The following is a 16,966-nucleotide window of genomic DNA, read 5'->3' on the forward strand; positions in this document are numbered from 1 at the left end:
GGGACTGACTCGCCATGACAGCCACCGCCCCGCACTTCGGACCGTCCCCGTCCACCGCCGCGCCACGACGACCGCTCGCCGCGGCCGCACTCCTCGCCGCCCTCGTCGGCATGGTGTTCGGCCTGCTGCTGGGCGGTGCGGGCCCCGCGTCCGCACATGCCGCGCTCACCGGGAGCGATCCGCAGGACGGGGCGGTGGTCGACACCGCCCCCAAGGAGGTCACGCTCACCTTCTCCGAACAGGTCGCCATGGGCAGCGACTCCGTCAGGGTCCTCGACCCCGACGGCAAACGCGCCGACACCGCCGTCGCCCCCCGTGATCTGCACAGTGGCTCCACCGTGAAGTACGGCGTCTCGCTGCACTCAGGGCTGCCCGACGGTACGTACACCGTCGCCTGGCAGGCCGTCTCCGCGGACAGCCACCCCGTCTCGGGCGCCTTCACCTTCTCCGTCGGAGCCCCCTCGAAGACCACGGTCGTCCTTCCGACGGAACAGGCCGGAGGCGGACTCGTCGGAGCCCTCTACGGCATCGCGCGCTACGCCGCCTACGCCGGTTTCATCCTGCTGGCCGGCGGCGCCGCCTTCGTGCTGACCTGCTGGCAGCGCGGGGCCGGCGCACGCCCCTTGCAACGCCTGGTCGTACGCGGCTGGATGACCCTCACCGTGGCCACCCTGGCCATGCTGCTCCTGCGCAATCCGTACACCGGATCCGGGAAGCTCGCGGACGCTTTCGACCTGGACGGTCTGAAGGCCGTCCTCGACACCAAGCCCGGGGCGGCGCTCGTATCCCGACTGCTGCTGCTCGGCGCCTCCGCGCTCTTCATCGCCGTTCTGTTCGGGACGTACGCGAAGCGCGAGGACGAGCGCGAGAAGAAAGACCTCACCTTCGGGCTGGCCACCAGCGGCACGGTGATCGCCGCCGGGATCGCCGGGACCTGGGCACTCGCCGAACATGCTTCGACGGGAATCCAGCCGGGCATCGCCATGCCGGTCGACATACTCCATCTGCTGGCCGTCGCGGCCTGGCTGGGCGGGCTGGTGGCCCTGCTGGTCGCGCTCTACCGGACGCCGGACATCGGAGCCACGGCCGTACGGCGCTTCTCCCGTATCGCCTTCGGCAGCGTGCTCGTGCTCACCGCCACCGGGATCTACCAGTCCTGGCGCCAGGTCGGCACCTGGTCCGCGCTCACCGGCACCGGGTACGGGCGACTCCTGCTCATGAAGGTGGGACTCGTCGCCGTCCTGGTCGGGATCGCCTGGATCTCGCGCCGCTGGACCGCACGGCTGGTCGTGAGCGGAGCCGAACGACTGGTCTCGAACGGAGCCGCCGCGGAGAAGAGCGTGCAAGGGGCCGGGGCGGAGACGGATGAGACCGCGGCCGGGACCGAGGCCGAGGCCGAGGTCGGAGCCGCGATCGAGAGGACCGGGGCCGGGACGGAAGGCGGGCCCGGGACCGGTGCCGGGAAGTCTCAGGCCGAAGGCGCACCGGCGCCCTCGGCCGAGGAGCCCGCGCGGGCGGCGCAGCTCGCGCGGCAGCGGGCCGCCGTGGCCACCGCCGAGAAGAAGCGGATCCGCGATGCCGACCCCGAGCGGTCCGGCCTGCGCCGCTCGGTGCTGGCGGAAGTCGCGGTCGCCGTGGCGCTGTTGGCCGTGACGACCGTGCTGACCTCGACCGAGCCCGGACGTACCGAGGAAGAGGCGGCCCGTGGCTCCGCGACGGCGACCGCCCCCGTGGCCGAAGGCCCGGTCAACCTGGTGCTGCCCTTCGACACGGGCGGCGAGAACGGCAAGGGAACGGTGCGGATGGACATCGATCCCGCTCGTACCGGCGCCAACGAGCTCCACATCTGGATCGACAGTCCCGACGGCAAGGCCATGGACGTCCCCGAGCTGAAGCTCGCCTTCACCCTGGAGTCCAAGGACATCGGCCCGCTGCCCGTACTCCCCGTCCGGCTCACCGAGGGTCATTGGACCGCGAGCGGCGTCCAGATCCCGATGGCGGGCAAGTGGAAGGTCGCCGTGACCGTACGTACGTCGGACATCGACCAGACGACCATCGACAAGAACGTGAAGATCGGCTGAGCAGGGTCGTGAGCGGAAACAGCAGCAAGAAGAGCTCCCCCCGCAGCGGAAAGACCACTGCGGGGAACGGCAGCGCCTCCGTCGGAGACGGGAACGGAAAGGGCGGAGCCGGTCGCAGCAACGGTGCCAAGCCTCGCAAGAGCGACGGGCCTCGCATGGACGCCGGGCCCCGCAAGAGCGACGGGCCTCGCATGGACGCCGGGCCCCGCAAGAGCGACGGGCCTCGCATGGACGCCGGGCCTCGCAAGGGCGACGGGACTCCTGGCAACGGTTCGATCTCCCGGCGGCGGTTGCTCGGCAGCGCGGGCGTGGCCGGTGCGGCCGGGCTCATGCTGGGGGCGGCGGGTGGTGCGACCGGCTATGCCGCGACCCGGCCCGATGAACGCGCCGCTCTGGCCACGGTCGGCGCCACCCAGGTGATGTTTCACGGGAAACATCAACCGGGGATCACCACTCCGCTTCAGGCATGCGGTCATCTCGTCGCCTTCGACCTGGCGCCCGGCGCGGGACGGAAGGAAGCGGCCGCCCTGATGCGCCGGTGGTCGGACGCGGCCCGACGCTTGATGGCCGGCGAACCGGCCGACAGCGGTTCGGCGGACGGCGCGGCCCATGACACCGGGATCGCCCTGGATGCCGGACCGTCCTCGCTGACCATCACCTTCGGCTTCGGCCGCACCTTCTTCGAACGCACCGGCCTGGTCGACCACCGGCCGCCGGGGCTCGACCCGCTGCCGCCGTTCTCCGCCGACCACATCGACGCCAAGCGCTCCAACGGCGATCTCTGGGTACAGATCGGCGCCGACGACGCACTCGTCGCCTTCCACGCACTGCGTGCCGTACAGAAGGAGGCGGCCCCGGCCGCACGGGTCCGCTGGCAGATGAACGGCTTCAACCGGTCCCCCGGCGCCACCGCGCAGCCGATGACCGCCCGCAATCTGATGGGACAGGTGGACGGCACGAACAACCCGAAGCCCGCCGACAGCGATTTCGACCGGCGCGTCTTCGTCCCGGCAGGGACGGACACGGAGTACGACTGGCTGACCGGCGGCTCGTATGCGGTCGTCCGCCGGATCAGGATGTTGCTCGACGACTGGGAGAAGCTCCCGGTGGAGCGACAGGAGCAGGTCATAGGGCGCCGCAAGAAGGACGGCGCTCCGCTGAGCGGTGGCACCGAGACCACCGCGATGGACCTCGACCGGGCGGGCTCCGACGGCAAGCTCCTGATCCCTGACAATGCCCACGCCCGGATCTCCTCGCCGGAGAAGAACAGCGGTGCGGCCATGCTGCGGCGCCCCTTCTCGTACCACGACGGCATCGCGGCGGACGGGGCTCCGGACGCCGGGCTGCTGTTCATCTGCTGGCAGGCGGATCCGCTGCGTGGATTCGTACCCGTGCAGCGGAAACTGGACCGGGGAGATGCCCTGTCCTCGTTCATCCGGCACGAGGCCAGTGGCCTGTTCGCGGTGCCGGGCGGTGCGGCGGACGGCGAATACGTGGGTCAGCGGCTACTGGAGTCCTGAGCGTCCGGGGCAGATTAGGGTGACGGTATGTCCGCCACGCGCTACGCATATCTCGGCCCCGAAGGCACCTTCACCGAGGTCGCCCTCCGTACGCTCCCGGAAGCCGCCACCCGCGAACTCGTGCCGATGGTCTCCGTGCCGCTGGCTCTGGACGCGGTGCGCAACGGGACCGCCGCGGCGGCGCTCGTACCGATCGAGAACTCCGTCGAGGGCGGCATCACCGCGACGCTCGACCAGCTGACCACCGGCGAACCGCTGATGATCTATCGCGAGGTGCTGCTCTCCATCACCTTCGCGCTGCTGGTGCGGCCGGGCACCAAGCTGTCCGACATCAAGTCGGTCACCGCGCATCCGGCCGCGCAGCCGCAGGTGCGCAACTGGATGGCCGCCCACCTCCCGGACGTCGTATGGGAGTCCGCGGCCTCCAACGCCGACGGTGCCCGGCTGGTGCAGGAGGGGCGGTACGACGCCGCCTTCGCGGGTGAGTTCGCGGCGGCGACCTACGGTCTCGAACCGCTGGTGACCGAGATCCATGACGCGGTGAACGCACAGACCCGCTTCGTCCTGGTCGGCCGCCCGGCCCGGCCGGCCGCGCCGACGGGTGCGGACAAGACCTCGGTGGTCATCTGGCTGGGCGAGGACCACCCCGGTGCGCTGCTCGAACTGCTCCAGGAGTTCGCGGTGCGCGGGGTGAACCTGATGCTGATCCAGTCGCGGCCGACGGGGGCGGGCATCGGGAACTACTGCTTCGCGGTGGACGCCGAGGGGCACATCTCGGACCGCCGGGTCGGCGAGGCGTTGATGGGGCTGAAGCGGATCTGCCCGAAGGTGCGCTTCCTCGGTTCGTATCCCCGGGCCGGAGTGGCGCTGCAGGACGTACGACCGCTGCGGGCGGGGACGTCGGACGCGGAGTTCACGGAGGCCTCCGACTGGCTGGCACGCAACCTGGACGGCCGGGGCTGACTGCGGTACGGAGCCCCGGGCCCTCCCAGGCTTGCGACCGGGCCGATCGGGTCCCGTCGTACCCGCACCGCTGGTGCTATCGGCCGATTTTCGTCATCCACAAAGTTATCCACAGGCGCGGTTCTCGACCTGGGGACAAGTCGACACCCCGACTGGACATCGTCGACATATCCCCCCAGGCGACCCAAATGCATCCACAGGGCGGCGGGTCACTGGATCCACTCTGCGTCACCTCAATTCCATTGATCGACTCTTCAGTAGGGCGAATTCCCGCCCGAACGAGCGTCTGAAGTGGGTTTGAGCCGGTAATCCAGGAGCCCTCACGCGCCTTTCGGAATGATCACCTCCGGCATCCACAGATCTTCTTCACAGCCTGTGGATAACTTTGCGAAGCGTCAACACCTGTGGACAAGTGACCACCAACTCCCCTTCCAGGCAAGGCCGATACGTCAAGACAGTCGGCACCTTCTGCCCCATTTAGGGGAGTAAACTCTTTTTATTGACGGTCGAGATCGACTCAGGGCCGGAATACCCCTCAGTGTTATCAATTCCGACAATTCAGGCAAAGTGACACGCTTGGCGATATCGGTTCGAGCTGAAGAAGCGCTCACCGGTAGCCTGGAGAGGTGATTGACCTTCGCCTGCTCCGTGAGGACCCCGACCGTGTTCGCGCCTCCCAGCGCGCCCGTGGAGAGGACGTCGCGCTCGTCGACGCCCTTCTCACCGCCGACGAGCGGCGCAGGACGTCCGGCGTCCGCTTCGACGAACTCCGCTCCGAGCAGAAATCGCTCGGCAAACTCATCCCCAAGGCTTCGCCCGAGGAGCGTGCCGAGCTCCTCAAGAAGGCCGAGCAGCTGAAGGCCGACGTCAAGGCCGCCGACACGGCGCAGGACGAGGCCGACGCCGAGGCCAAGAGCCTGATGCTCCAGCTCGGCAACATCGTCCATGAGGACGTGCCGGTCGGCGGCGAGGAGGACTTCGTCGTCCTTGAGACCCACGGCACGATCCGTGACTTCGGCGCGGAGGGCTTCGAGCCCAGGGACCACCTGGAGCTCGGCGAGAAGCTCGGCGCCATCGACATGGAGCGCGGCGCCAAGGTTTCCGGTTCGCGCTTCTACTACCTGACGGGTGTCGGTGCGCTGCTGGAGCTCGCCCTCGTCAACGCGGCGATCGCGCAGGCCACCGAGGCGGGCTTCGTCCCGATGCTGACGCCGGCGCTGGTCCGCCCGCGCGCCATGGAGGGCACCGGCTTCCTCGGCCAGGCCGCGGAGAACGTGTACCACCTGGAGAAGGACGACTACTACCTGGTCGGCACCTCCGAGGTCCCGCTCGCCGCGTACCACATGGACGAGATCATCGAGGCCGACAAGCTGCCGCTGCGGTACGCGGGCTTCTCGCCGTGCTTCCGCCGCGAGGCCGGTACGTACGGCAAGGACACCCGGGGCATCTTCCGCGTCCACCAGTTCGACAAGGTCGAGATGTTCTCGTACGTCGACCCGGCGGACGCCGAGGCGGAGCACCGCAGACTGCTGGACTGGGAGAAGCAGTGGCTCACCGCGCTTGAGCTGCCGTTCCAGGTGATCGATGTCGCCACCGGCGACCTGGGAGCCTCGGCCTCCCGGAAGTTCGACTGCGAGGCATGGATCCCGACACAGGGCAAGTACCGCGAGCTGACGTCCGCGTCGAACTGCGACGGCTTCCAGGCGCGCCGCCTGTCCGTCCGGATGCGTGACGGTAAGAAGGTCCAGCCGCTGGCCACGCTGAACGGCACGCTCTGCGCCGTACCGCGCACGATCGTGGCGATCCTGGAGAACCACCAGCTGGCCGACGGTTCGGTACGGGTGCCCGAGGTGCTCCGTCCGTACCTGGGCGGGCGCGAGGTGCTGGAACCGGTCGCCAAGTGACCTTTCCGTACAAGCTCGTCGCGACCGATCTCGACGGCACGCTGCTGCGTAACGACGACACGGTCTCCGAGCGCACCCGTGCGGCGCTGGCCGCGGTCACCGAGACCGGCGCCGCACACATCATCGTCACCGGCCGCGCGGTCCCGTGGACCCGGCACATCCTGGACGACCTGGGCTACGAAGGCCTCGCGGTCTGCGGCCAGGGCGCACAGGTCTACCACGCGGGCGAGCGCAAACTGCTCACCTCGCTGACGCTGGACCGGCAGCTCGCCGCTCTCGCGCTGTCCAAGATCGAGGCCGAGGTCGGCCCGCTGGCGCTGGCGGCGAGCCGCGACGGGCTCGACGGCGAAGTGCTGGTCGGCCCCGGCTACCGCGTGCAGGAAGGGCCGCTTCCGGCCCTCTTCGTCAAGGACCCGGCCGAATTGTGGTCGGCCCCGCTGAACAAGGTCTACATCCAGCACCCCGAGCTCGACGACGACGCACTGGCCCAGGCCGCGCGAGCGGCGGTCGGCAATCTGGTGGATGTGGTCATGGCCGGTCCGGGGGTGGTGGAGATCCTTCCGCTGGGGCTGAGCAAGGCGACCGGGCTCTCGCTGGCCGCGCGCCGGCTGGGTGTGAAGGCCGCGGACACCCTGGCCTTCGGTGACATGCCGAATGACATCCCGATGTTCGCCTGGGCGCGGCGGGGTGTGGCGATGGCCAATGCGCACGCGGATCTGAAGGCCGTGGCCCAGGAGATCACCGCGTCCAACGAGGACGACGGAATCGCCGTGGTGCTGGAGCGGCTGCTCAGCCGTACCCCTACGGCTTGACGGATACGGCTCTACGGGGCTCCTTTGCAGGTACGTCCTTGCAGGGACGTCTCCACGCATACGTCTTTGCGGGTACGGGTACGGGTCGGCCGCCGGACGAGCGGCCGGCCCGTACCCGTACCCGGCACTGTCGCTGCGGAGGATGCGCGGATCGAACGCGCGCGGGATCTACGACCCCGACGACGGCTCAGCAAGCCGCTGCCTTACCACTCGGCCAATCCTCCGGGAGGGCGGCCGCGCGATGCGCGAGACAGCCGCCCCGGGCGTCCTGCGCCGATCGGCACGGCGGAGTCGTCGGTGACTACTCCGGTGCCGGCTCGGGCCCGCCTTGCCGGGAACTCGACGGACTCGGACTCTCGGCCATCGTCGCGCTCCTCTCCCGGTTTGCGGCGTGCGGTTGTTGTCGTCGGTGCGTGCTGCGCCAACCACTGTGCCCGGGACGGCCTTTCGGTGCCACCCATTTTCCGGGCAGCACCGAAAGGTCGCGATCAGCCCTCGGATCAGCGCTGCTTGTTGCGGCGGTTGAGGTCCTTCAGGTGCCGGGCGAGATCATCCATCCTGCCGTCGATTCGGACGATGTCCTCGGACAGATGGCCCAGCCGCACGCTCATGGCGCCGACGACCTGATGGGTGACATCCAGCCTCCGGTCGAGACTGTCGAGCCGGTGCGCCATCCGGTTGAGCACGGGCCCGAGCTCCTGAAGGGCACTGCCCACCGGCGAGGCAGCTCTCGACCCGGGTCACGCGGTGTTCGAGCGAGGCATCGCCCGCGCGCAGGTCCTGCTCGGCGTCGAGCAGATACGTACGGACGCATCGCGCGATGTCGCTGTCGCGAAGAAGCATCGCAACGTCGAGGAGAGTTCTGCGGGTGTAGACCCTGAGTCGGGTCGCCGCCTGTGGATAACTTTCCGGCACCTCGCCTGCCCAAAGCGACAGCATGTCGCTATGGAAAGTGCGCAGCTCAGCGCCGCGCAGCACTCGCATTCCGTTCTCCGCGAGCTCATTCTGATGACGGTCCGTGAGCCTCCTGACCGTGGTTGTGGATACTTCGAAGTACCGAGCCACATTCTCTGTGCGAAGGTGAATTCCACCCGGGAGCATGACAAGGCTCTTGACCTTGTCGAGGACATCGACGCGCCCCATCTGCTCGATGCGCAGAGCACGCGATTCGAGCAGGGCGACTTCCGTGGGCATGGGCATGCCTTCCGATCGTGAAACCGACGATGGACAGCCCTGTCCCGGGCTTGAGGGGCGGAGGACGCTCACGGTTGCCACTCACTCAATGACCGACCCGGCGGGCACTGCCTCGCAGGCAACGGCAATCCTGTTTCACGAAAGCTACGACGTCACAGATCCCAGTTGCCTCCACGCACCCTGCCCAACGAACCGATAACCGTACAGTTACGCGTACTACTGTCCGAAACGCCGCAACCCTCGTCCTTCGGACGAGGGTTGCGGCGTTTCGGCGCGGTCACGGACGGAGCGCGGCAGAGGTGTCCGGCGGGAACCTCCCGGTCACTCCTCCCCGGCCAGCTTCAGCGTGCGCAGCTTCTGCCCCGCGTACCAGGTCGCCACCACCGTGACCGCCGCCAGCAGGACCGTCGCGACCGGCAGCCCGACATCGGAGGTGATCGCTCCGGACCCGCCGACCTTCTCGGCGACCGCGAGGGACCACTGCTGAATGCTGAGCGTGCGCGCCCCCGGCACAAGGGTGCCGAACAGGGCCTCCCACACCAGCGCGTAGACGAGCCCGAAGACGACCGCGTGCCGGCTGACGGTACCCAGCAGCAGGAACAGCGAGCTGTACGCGATCGAGGCGACCAGCGCCGCGACGGTGTAGGCCACCGCGATCTGCTGGCCGTTGCCGTTGAGGATCAGCCCCGCGATCAGTGTGGGCAGCGCCGAGAAGACCATCGTGACGGCGATGGCCACGATCAGCTTGGTGAAGATGATCGTCGGCCGCTTCACCGGCTTGGCCAGCAGATAGACGATCGAACCGTCGTCGATCTCGGGGCCGATGGCTCCGGTTCCGGCGATCACGCCGATCAGCGGCACCATCGTGGCGATGGCGAAGCCGCCCAGCACGTCGGAGGCGACCTGGTCATCGGCTCCGGCGAACATCCGTACCGCCACGGCGATGACCACCAGCAGTGCCGGCAGGACGAAGAGGATGGCGGCCCGGCGCCGGCCGAGCAGGGCCCGGTAGGTGAGCCGGGCGACTGTGGGGTCGTACATGACGCTTCACAGCTCCTTTCAGGCCACTACTCAGGCCGCTACGAGATAGGAAAAGACCGATTCGAGGGACTCGTCGGACGGCGAAACGGTCAGAAGACGAATTCCGTGGTCACGTGCGACCTTCGGCAGCAGTTCGGTGAAGCGTCCGAAGTCGACCGCCTGGATACGCAGGGCCTGTTCACCCAGGTCCACCTCGATACCGGCCGTCGACGGGTCGGCGATGAGCGCGGCGGCGAGGGCGCGGTCGTCGCTGGAGCGCACGAGATAGCGGTGCGGGCGGTCCGTCATCAGTCGGCGGATCTTCCGGAAGTCACCGGACGCCGCGTGCCGTCCCGCCACGATCACCTCGATGTGCGAGGCGAGTTGCTCGACCTCTTCGAGGATGTGGGAGGAGAAGAGCACCGTGCGGCCCTCCGCCCCCATCTGTCGCAGCAGCCCCATCAGCTGCATCCGCTGACGCGGGTCCATACCGTTGAACGGCTCGTCGAGCAGCAGCACGGACGGTTCGTGGACCAGCGCGGACGCCATCTTCACGCGCTGGCGCATGCCCTTGCTGTACGTCGAGATCTTGCGATCCTGCGCGTACTCCATCTCGACCGTCGCCAGCGCCTTCCGCGCCGCCGCGTCATCGAGTCCCTGCAGCTCCGCATTGGCGACGACGAATTCGCGGCCGGTCAGGAAGTCGTACATCCCTTCCCGTTCCGGCACGATCCCGATCTCCTTGTAGACCGCTTCATTGCGCCAGATCGGCTGACCGTCGAGCATGACCGTGCCCGTCGACGGGGCCAGGAAGCCGGCCATCATGTTGATCAGCGTGGACTTTCCCGCGCCGTTGGGGCCGAGCAGACCGGTGACGCCCGGTCCCACCGTCATGCTCACGTCGTTGACGGCGACGACATTGCCGAACCAGCGCGAGGTGTGGTCGATCTCGATGGTGGTCACAGCCCGACCTTCCGGTAGCGGCGCATCAGTACGGCGTACGAGCCGGCGACGAGCGCGAGAACAACGATCAGATAGACCACACCGGCTCCCGCCCCCGGGCCTTCCCCTCCGGGGAAGGCCGAGTTGGCTCCGAGGAAGGCGGTCTGCACACCGCCGATCAGCGTGATGGGGGAGAAGAGCCCCAGCCACTCGATGGCCCCCTCGGACCCCGTCTGCCAGGCGATGACCTGGACCGTGGAGACCGCGCCGTAGGAGATGGTCAGTACGGCGATCACCGCGGCGACGCCGAAACCGCGGCGCGGTGTCAGTGCGGCCATCACCAGCCCGAGTCCGGCGAAGAGCACGGAAAGCAGCGCCACCGACACCAGCCCCTGTCCGAACCCCTTGGTCTGCTCGACGAAGTCGAACTTCCCGAGCAGCGCGCCCACATACAGGATGACGAGCGGCGCCCCGGTGAGGATGAAGAGCGCGGACGCCATGGCCGCCAGCTTCGCGACGACGTAGTCGACCCGTTCGATCGGCCGCGAGAAATACAGCGGCACACTCTTGAATCGCAGGTCCCGGGAGGCCGACTGCGGTGCCTGCGCGGCGAGGAAGAGACCGATGACGGCCTGCAGATAGATCGCGAACGCCGTGTACTTGATCGGGAGAGCCGTGGTCCCCGGGGTGGCGATGGCGACGGCGACGATGATCGCCGAGATCATGCACATCACGCCGAAGAGCAGCATCGGCAGCACCTTGGACTTGGCGGAACGCCCCAGTCCGAAGGATCCCCGCAGCGACTGCGAGTAGAGCGAACGGCGGGCGTATCCGCGACCCAGCCGCTTGCCGTCGTAGGAGCGGTACCCGATGTTGTGGATCCGGGAGGTGTCGCTTGCGCCCACGGTCCCGGTCTCGGTGCTCGTCACGACCGCTCCCCTTCTGCTGTAAGGCCCTTCTGCTGTACGGCCCCGACGGCCGCGGGCACGTTCTGCGCGGCGGCCGCTGCCTGCGGTTCCCCTTCGGTGCGGAAGACCTCAGCGATGTGGTGGCGCCGCTGCTCCATCCGTACGAGACCGAGTCCGAGTCCGGCGACGCCGTCGCGCACGATGTCGTACGTCTCCTCGCCGGTGGCCTCGACCAGCAGGATGTGACCCGCACCGGGCAGCCCCTGCCCGTCGAGACCGTCGTGGCCCACGAGCTTGACGCCGGCCCGGGTGAGGACCTGACGCAGCGCGTCGGTGCCGTCCGGATGGGTGTCGCTGTCGGTGACCTCGACCGCCAGGGTCGTGGTGGTCTGGGTGAAGTCGCTGGTGGAACTGGAGCGCAGGAGCGTGCCGCCGTCGATGACGACGACGTGGTCGCAGGTGCGTTCCAGCTCGCCCAGGAGATGCGAGGTGACCAGGACCGAGATGCCGAAGTCCGTGTGCACGCGGCGGATCAGCCCGAGCATCTCGTCACGGCCGACCGGGTCCAGACCGTTGGTCGGCTCGTCGAGCAGGACCAGCTGCGGGTCGTGGACAAGGGCCTGGGCCAGCTTCACGCGCTGCTTCATGCCGGTCGAGTAGCCGCCGATGGGGCGGTAGCGCTCCTCGTACAGACCGACGTGGCGCAGCGTGTCGGCGGTGCGCTCGCGCGCTGCCGTCGGCGGGAGTCCGGACATCCGCGCCATGTGAACGACGAACTCGGTGGCCGAGACGTCCGGCGGCAGACAGTCGTGCTCGGGCATGTAGCCGACCCGCTCCCGGATCGCGGCGCCACTGGTGGCGACATCGAGCCCGAGTACCGCGGCCCGGCCTTCGGTGGCGGGGGACAGACCCAGCAGGATCTTGATCAATGTGGACTTGCCGGCTCCGTTGGAACCCACCAGGCCGGTCACACCGGGCCCGATGTCCAAAGAGAGCCGGTCAAGCGCGGTCACCCGGGGGAACCGCTTGCTCAGGCTTTCGGTCGCGATCACAGTCACGTCTTCGAAGATAGTGGCGCGCGCCACAGCAGACGTCAGCCCTGGCGGCTGGATGCGCATCAGACTCCAGATGTACGGACCCGTAGGGGGACCACCACAAGGGAGGAGCTGCCCCGTCGGAGGAGGGCATCACCGAGTTGTCCACAGGGTCTCCCCGTCCCTCTTGACGTGACCGCCGGACATTGTCACATTCATCAGTGTCACGTTACGGGCACGTACCGCACACGGCAGGGAACGGACGGTGGCATGACCTCGGCAGTGAAGGACGAACGGGCCCCGCAGCTGCGGGGGTTCAGGGAAGTGCAGCGTCTCGCGTACGACTGCGCCGAGGCGGTCGCCGGTCGGCTCGCTCCGGGGGTGACCGAGCGCGAGGCGGCCCGGATGCAGCGCGACTGGCTGCGCGAGCGCGGCGTGCGCGACTGGTTCCACCTCCCCTTCGCCTGGTTCGGTGACCGCACCGCCTTCGCCGGGTTCAAGGTGCCCCTGCAGTTCTTCCCGACCAATCGGAAGCTGGAGCCGGGGATGCCGTTCATCCTCGACATGGCCCCGGTGCACAAGGGCTTCACGGCGGACATCGGCTACTCCGGCTGCCTCGGGCTCAATCCCCTGCACGACAAGCTCCTGGCCGACCTGGAGGTCCACCGCGAGCTCATTCTGCGCGAGGTGCGGGAGCGGCATTCACTGCGCGAGATCTACGAGGACGTCGAACGCCTGATGATCAAGCAGGGGTACGCCAACAGACATCGCGCCTATCCCTTCGGCGTGATCGCCCACAAGATCGACCGCGTCACCGAGCGTCGGTGGTCCCCGCAGGTGTTCGGCTTCGGCACCCAGTCGCTCAAGGGGCTGCTGAGCGACGCGCTGCACGGGCACCGGGACGGCTGGTCGCCGCTGTGGAGTCCGTACCGCTTCTCCGACCATCCCCCACAGCCCGGACTGTGGGCGGTCGAACCGCACCTCGGATTCCGGGGCACGGGCGCCAAGTTCGAGGAGATCCTGGTGGTCACGGACTCCAAGGACCCCGAACAGAGCGCCTTCTGGCTGGACGACGATCTGCCGCATGTGCGGCGCTGGGCCGAGGAGAGAGTGGCGGCATGAGTTCGCAGAATCTGCCGGGGGCGCGCGAGCGCCGGGTGCGTACAGGCGGAATCGAGCTGTGCGTCGTCGAGTTGGGGGACGAGTCACGGCCCACGGTCGTCCTCGTGCACGGCTACCCGGACAGCAAGGAGGTCTGGACGGACGTGGCGAGGCAGCTCGCCGATCAGTGGCACGTCGTGCTGTACGACGTACGCGGCCACGGCCGGTCCACGGCTCCGAAACCACTGCGCGGCGGCTTCACCCTGGAGAAGCTCACCGATGACTTCCTGGCCGTCGCCGACGCGGTGAGCCCGGACCGTCCGGTGCATCTGGTCGGGCACGACTGGGGGTCGGTCCAGTCCTGGGAGTTCGTGACGGTCAAGCGGACCGAGGGCCGCATCGCCTCGTTCACCTCGATGTCCGGACCCTCCCTGGATCACTTCGGGCACTGGATCAAGCAGCGGATGACCCGGCCCACCCCTCGCCGGGTCGGCCAGTTGCTCGGCCAGGGTGCCAAGTCCTGGTACGTCTACATGCTGCATACGCCGGTCCTGCCCGAGCTCGCCTGGCGCGGCCCGCTCGGCAGGCGGTGGCCGCGGATTCTCGAACGGATGGAGAAGGTGCCCGCGGGCGACTATCCGACGTCCTCGCTGCCCAGCGATGCGGCTCACGGCGCCTGGCTCTACCGGGACAACGTCCGGGCCCGGCTGCGCCGGCCACGCACCGATGCCTACGCGCATGTCCCGGTCCAGCTCATCACGCCCACCGACGACATCTTCCTTTCGGAGAAGCTTTACGACCAACTGGAGCTGTGGGCGCCGCAGTTGGTGCGCCGCTCTCTGCCGGGCAAGCACTGGGTGCCCCGCACCAGGCCGGACCGGCTCGCCGCCTGGATCAGCGAGTTCGCCGCGGCCAACGAGGCGGCGCGGGCGGATGGCCGACCGGTACAGGACACCGCGCCGACCGGGGCGTACGCGGACCGGTTCGGCGGACAGCTGGTCCTGGTGACGGGCGCGGCCGGCGGCATCGGCCGTGCCACGGCCTTCGCCTTCGCCGAGGCGGGTGCCCGGGTGGTGGCCGTGGACCGGGACGCGGAGGGGGCGGCCAGGACGGCGGAGATGGCCCGGCTGATCGGCTCCCCGGCCGCCTGGGGCGAAGCGGTCGACGTCAGCGACGAACAGGCGATGGAGAAGCTCGCCGAGAAGGTCGCCGCCGAGTACGGCATCGTCGACGTCCTGGTCAACAACGCCGGGATCGGACTGTCCGGCTCCTTCCTGGAGACCACCAGCGAGGACTGGAGGAACGTCCTCGACGTCAATCTGTGGGGTGTCATCCACGGCTGTCGGTTCTTCGGCCGGCAGATGGCGGACCGAGGCCAGGGCGGCCACATCGTCAACACGGCTTCCGCCGCCGCCTACCAGCCGTCCCGGGCGCTGCCCGCGTACAGCACCTCCAAGGCGGCCGTGCTGATGCTCAGCGAGTGCCTGCGGGCCGAGCTCGCCGACCGGTCGATCGGGGTCAGCGCCATCTGCCCCGGCATCGTCAACACGAACATCACCGCGACGGCGCACTTCGCCGGTGCCGACCCGGCGGAGGAGAAGCGCCTGCGGAAGCGGACCAGCCGCTTGTACGGGCTCCGCAACTATCCGCCGGAGAGGGTCGCCGACGCGATCCTCAAGGCGGTGGTGCGCGACCAGGCCGTCGTACCGGTGACTGCGGAGGCGCGCGGGGCCCGGTTCCTGTCCCGGTTCAGCCCCGGCGCACTGCGCGCGATCGCCCGGCTGAAGCCGCCGCTGTGAGCGACCCCGGGCAGTCGACGGCGGGGGAGCGCCGGGCCCCCGCCGAGTACCGGATCGAGGACCTGGCGCATGCGAGCGGCACCACGGTCCGCACGATCCGCGCCTACCAGGACCGCGGCCTGCTGCCGACGCCGGAACGGCGCGGCCGGGCCAATGTGTACCGGGACACCCACCTTGCCCGGCTCCGGCAGATCGCCGATCTGCTGGATCGCGGCTACACCCTGGCCAGCATCAAGGAACTCCTGGACGCCTGGGACGCGGGCCGCGGTCTGGGCGGCGTGCTGGGGCTCGTCGCCGAGGTGCACGGCCCCTGGACGGACGAGCAGGCCGACCGGATCACCCGGGCCGAGCTGAACGCCAGGTTCGGCGGAAGCCCTGACGACGACGCGGTCGCCGAGGCGGTGGACCTCGGCGTACTCGAACCCGTCCCGGGGAAGGACGACGAGTTCCTGGTTCCCAGCCCGCAAGAGTTGGCCGTGGCAGTCGAGTTGTACGCGTCCGGGGTCCCGCTCAGCGCAATCTCAGGGCACCTGAGGGAACTTCGCGGTCAGGTCGAGCAGATAGCCTCGCGTTTCCTGGAGTTCACCACCGAGCATGTTTTCGCGCGCTATCTCGGCCATCGCCCGCCCACCGACACGGACGCTGCGGAAGCGGCCGCCATGGTGCGCAGGCTGCGGCCGCTCGCCCAGCAGACGGTGGACGCCGAACTGGCCCTCGCGATGCGCATGTTCGCCACCCGCCATCTGCGACACCACCTCGACGCGGACGCCCCGTTCACCGCGCATCCCTCGGCACCGACTACCCGACAGGTCGCTCTGCCTGCGCAGACAATTCGCGCCGTCCAGGAGCTGGTTGGTCCGGACAACGTACCCGCCTTCGTCTCCGCCGCTACCGAACGCGAGGTGCAGGCCAGGACATTGGACGCACTCGCCCCATTCTCCGCTAAAGCAGGGCGTATTGGTCAAACTCGCCGATATTGAACTGACTTGTCCACAGAATCGCCAATTACCCTGTGGATAAGTCAAGTTGGCTGTGGATCAAACCTATGGACGAAAATTGCTTCAGCGAATAAAATTGCTGAAGTGAATCGGTAGGTGAAATCCGGATGCACATGAAAGACCGCTGCGGGCACCCTGGCGGGATGGACGAAAGACGCACCGTCAAGGTGTCCAAGTACCTCTCGAAACATCTGCGGCACCAGCCGGAGCGGATCGGGGTCACCCTCGACGCCAACGGCTGGGTGGCGATCGACGAACTGTTGCGTGCCATGGCCCGCAACAACTTCCCCATCACCCGGACCGAACTCGACCACGTGGTCGCCGTCAACGACAAGCGGCGCTTCGCCGTCGAAGACGGCCGTATCCGTGCCAGTCAGGGACACACCGTCCCGGTGGACCTCGGCCTCCCGCCGGCCGAGCCGCCCGCGCATCTCTACCACGGCACAGTGGGTCACGCACTGGACGCGATCCGTAAGGAGGGCCTGCGTCCCATGAACCGTACGCATGTCCATCTCTCGCCCGACCGCGAGACGGCGACCAGGGTCGGCGCCCGGCGCGGCCGTCCCGTCGTCCTGTCCGTGGATGCGACCGCGATGCACCGCGCGGGCCACACCTTCTACGTCAGCGCCAACGGGGTCTGGCTCACCGCCGCCGTGCCGCCCGCATTCCTGCGTCTGCGCGACTGACCCC

Annotated in this window: 13 protein-coding genes, 1 tRNA gene and 1 pseudogene; 9 read left to right on the forward strand and 6 right to left on the reverse strand. The window is 68.7% G+C overall.

Features of this window, described 5'->3' with window-relative positions; genetic code table 11:
• Nucleotides 1-14 precede the first annotated feature (14 nt).
• The 5 genes from ABZ826_RS19615 (at nucleotide 15) to ABZ826_RS19635 (ending at nucleotide 7,280) form a co-directional block, all read left to right on the forward strand.
• Nucleotides 15-2,081 (forward strand): copper resistance protein CopC, encoded by a 2,067-nt coding sequence (locus tag ABZ826_RS19615; protein ID WP_361449435.1) that lies wholly within the window; start codon nucleotides 15-17, stop codon nucleotides 2,079-2,081.
• A 227-nt stretch (nucleotides 2,082-2,308) separates the two neighbouring features.
• On the forward strand, nucleotides 2,309-3,601 hold the full coding sequence (gene efeB, locus ABZ826_RS19620) for an iron uptake transporter deferrochelatase/peroxidase subunit (protein WP_361449438.1): 1,293 nt from the start codon (nucleotides 2,309-2,311) through the stop codon (nucleotides 3,599-3,601).
• Nucleotides 3,602-3,628: 27 nt separating this feature from the next.
• On the forward strand, nucleotides 3,629-4,564 hold the full coding sequence (pheA, locus tag ABZ826_RS19625) for a prephenate dehydratase (RefSeq protein WP_361449441.1): 936 nt from the start codon (nucleotides 3,629-3,631) through the stop codon (nucleotides 4,562-4,564).
• A gap of 626 nt (nucleotides 4,565-5,190) precedes the next feature.
• Complete coding sequence (serS, locus tag ABZ826_RS19630; protein WP_361449444.1) at nucleotides 5,191-6,468, forward strand: serine--tRNA ligase; 1,278 nt, start codon at nucleotides 5,191-5,193, stop codon at nucleotides 6,466-6,468.
• Complete coding sequence (locus ABZ826_RS19635; RefSeq protein ID WP_361449447.1) at nucleotides 6,465-7,280, forward strand: HAD family hydrolase; 816 nt, start codon at nucleotides 6,465-6,467, stop codon at nucleotides 7,278-7,280. The genes serS and ABZ826_RS19635 overlap by 4 nt, the downstream gene beginning before the upstream one ends.
• A 136-nt stretch (nucleotides 7,281-7,416) precedes the next feature.
• On the opposite strand, the gene ABZ826_RS19640 is transcribed toward ABZ826_RS19635, so the two are convergent.
• The 6 genes and pseudogenes from ABZ826_RS19640 to ABZ826_RS19665 all read right to left on the reverse strand — a co-directional run bounded on the left by ABZ826_RS19640 (nucleotide 7,417) and on the right by ABZ826_RS19665 (nucleotide 12,462).
• A tRNA-Ser gene (locus ABZ826_RS19640) sits at nucleotides 7,417-7,504 on the reverse strand.
• 276 nt (nucleotides 7,505-7,780) lie between these two features.
• Nucleotides 7,781-8,474, reverse strand: a pseudogene (locus ABZ826_RS19645) (hypothetical protein).
• Nucleotides 8,475-8,795: 321 nt separating this feature from the next.
• Nucleotides 8,796-9,515: an ABC transporter permease subunit gene (locus ABZ826_RS19650; protein WP_361449450.1), complete on the reverse strand. Its 720-nt coding sequence runs from the start codon at nucleotides 9,513-9,515 to the stop codon at nucleotides 8,796-8,798.
• 30 nt (nucleotides 9,516-9,545) lie between these two features.
• Complete coding sequence (locus ABZ826_RS19655; RefSeq protein WP_361449453.1) at nucleotides 9,546-10,457, reverse strand: ABC transporter ATP-binding protein; 912 nt, start codon at nucleotides 10,455-10,457, stop codon at nucleotides 9,546-9,548.
• On the reverse strand, nucleotides 10,454-11,365 hold the full coding sequence (locus tag ABZ826_RS19660) for an ABC transporter permease (RefSeq protein WP_361449456.1): 912 nt from the start codon (nucleotides 11,363-11,365) through the stop codon (nucleotides 10,454-10,456). The genes ABZ826_RS19655 and ABZ826_RS19660 overlap by 4 nt, the downstream gene beginning before the upstream one ends.
• Nucleotides 11,362-12,462, reverse strand: a complete 1,101-nt coding sequence (locus ABZ826_RS19665) for an ABC transporter ATP-binding protein (RefSeq protein WP_361449459.1) — start codon at nucleotides 12,460-12,462, stop codon at nucleotides 11,362-11,364. Before ABZ826_RS19665 ends, ABZ826_RS19660 begins: the two co-directional genes overlap by 4 nt.
• A 186-nt stretch (nucleotides 12,463-12,648) precedes the next feature.
• Between ABZ826_RS19665 and ABZ826_RS19670 the strand changes: the two genes are divergently transcribed.
• From ABZ826_RS19670 to ABZ826_RS19685, 4 genes are all read left to right on the forward strand, one after another.
• Complete coding sequence (locus tag ABZ826_RS19670) at nucleotides 12,649-13,500, forward strand: M24 family metallopeptidase (RefSeq protein WP_361449462.1); 852 nt, start codon at nucleotides 12,649-12,651, stop codon at nucleotides 13,498-13,500.
• The gene (locus ABZ826_RS19675) at nucleotides 13,497-15,278 is read left to right on the forward strand and encodes an SDR family oxidoreductase (protein WP_361449465.1); all 1,782 of its coding nucleotides are present in this window, start codon (nucleotides 13,497-13,499) and stop codon (nucleotides 15,276-15,278) included. Before ABZ826_RS19670 ends, ABZ826_RS19675 begins: the two co-directional genes overlap by 4 nt.
• Complete coding sequence (locus ABZ826_RS19680; RefSeq protein ID WP_361449468.1) at nucleotides 15,275-16,258, forward strand: MerR family transcriptional regulator; 984 nt, start codon at nucleotides 15,275-15,277, stop codon at nucleotides 16,256-16,258. The genes ABZ826_RS19675 and ABZ826_RS19680 overlap by 4 nt, the downstream gene beginning before the upstream one ends.
• A gap of 161 nt (nucleotides 16,259-16,419) precedes the next feature.
• Nucleotides 16,420-16,962, forward strand: a complete 543-nt coding sequence (locus ABZ826_RS19685) for an RNA 2'-phosphotransferase (RefSeq protein ID WP_361449471.1) — start codon at nucleotides 16,420-16,422, stop codon at nucleotides 16,960-16,962.
• Nucleotides 16,963-16,966 lie beyond the last annotated feature (4 nt).

Origin of the sequence: Streptomyces sp. NPDC047515 (assembly GCF_040643055.1) — a bacterium.
In the GTDB taxonomy this organism is placed as follows: domain Bacteria; phylum Actinomycetota; class Actinomycetes; order Streptomycetales; family Streptomycetaceae; genus Streptomyces.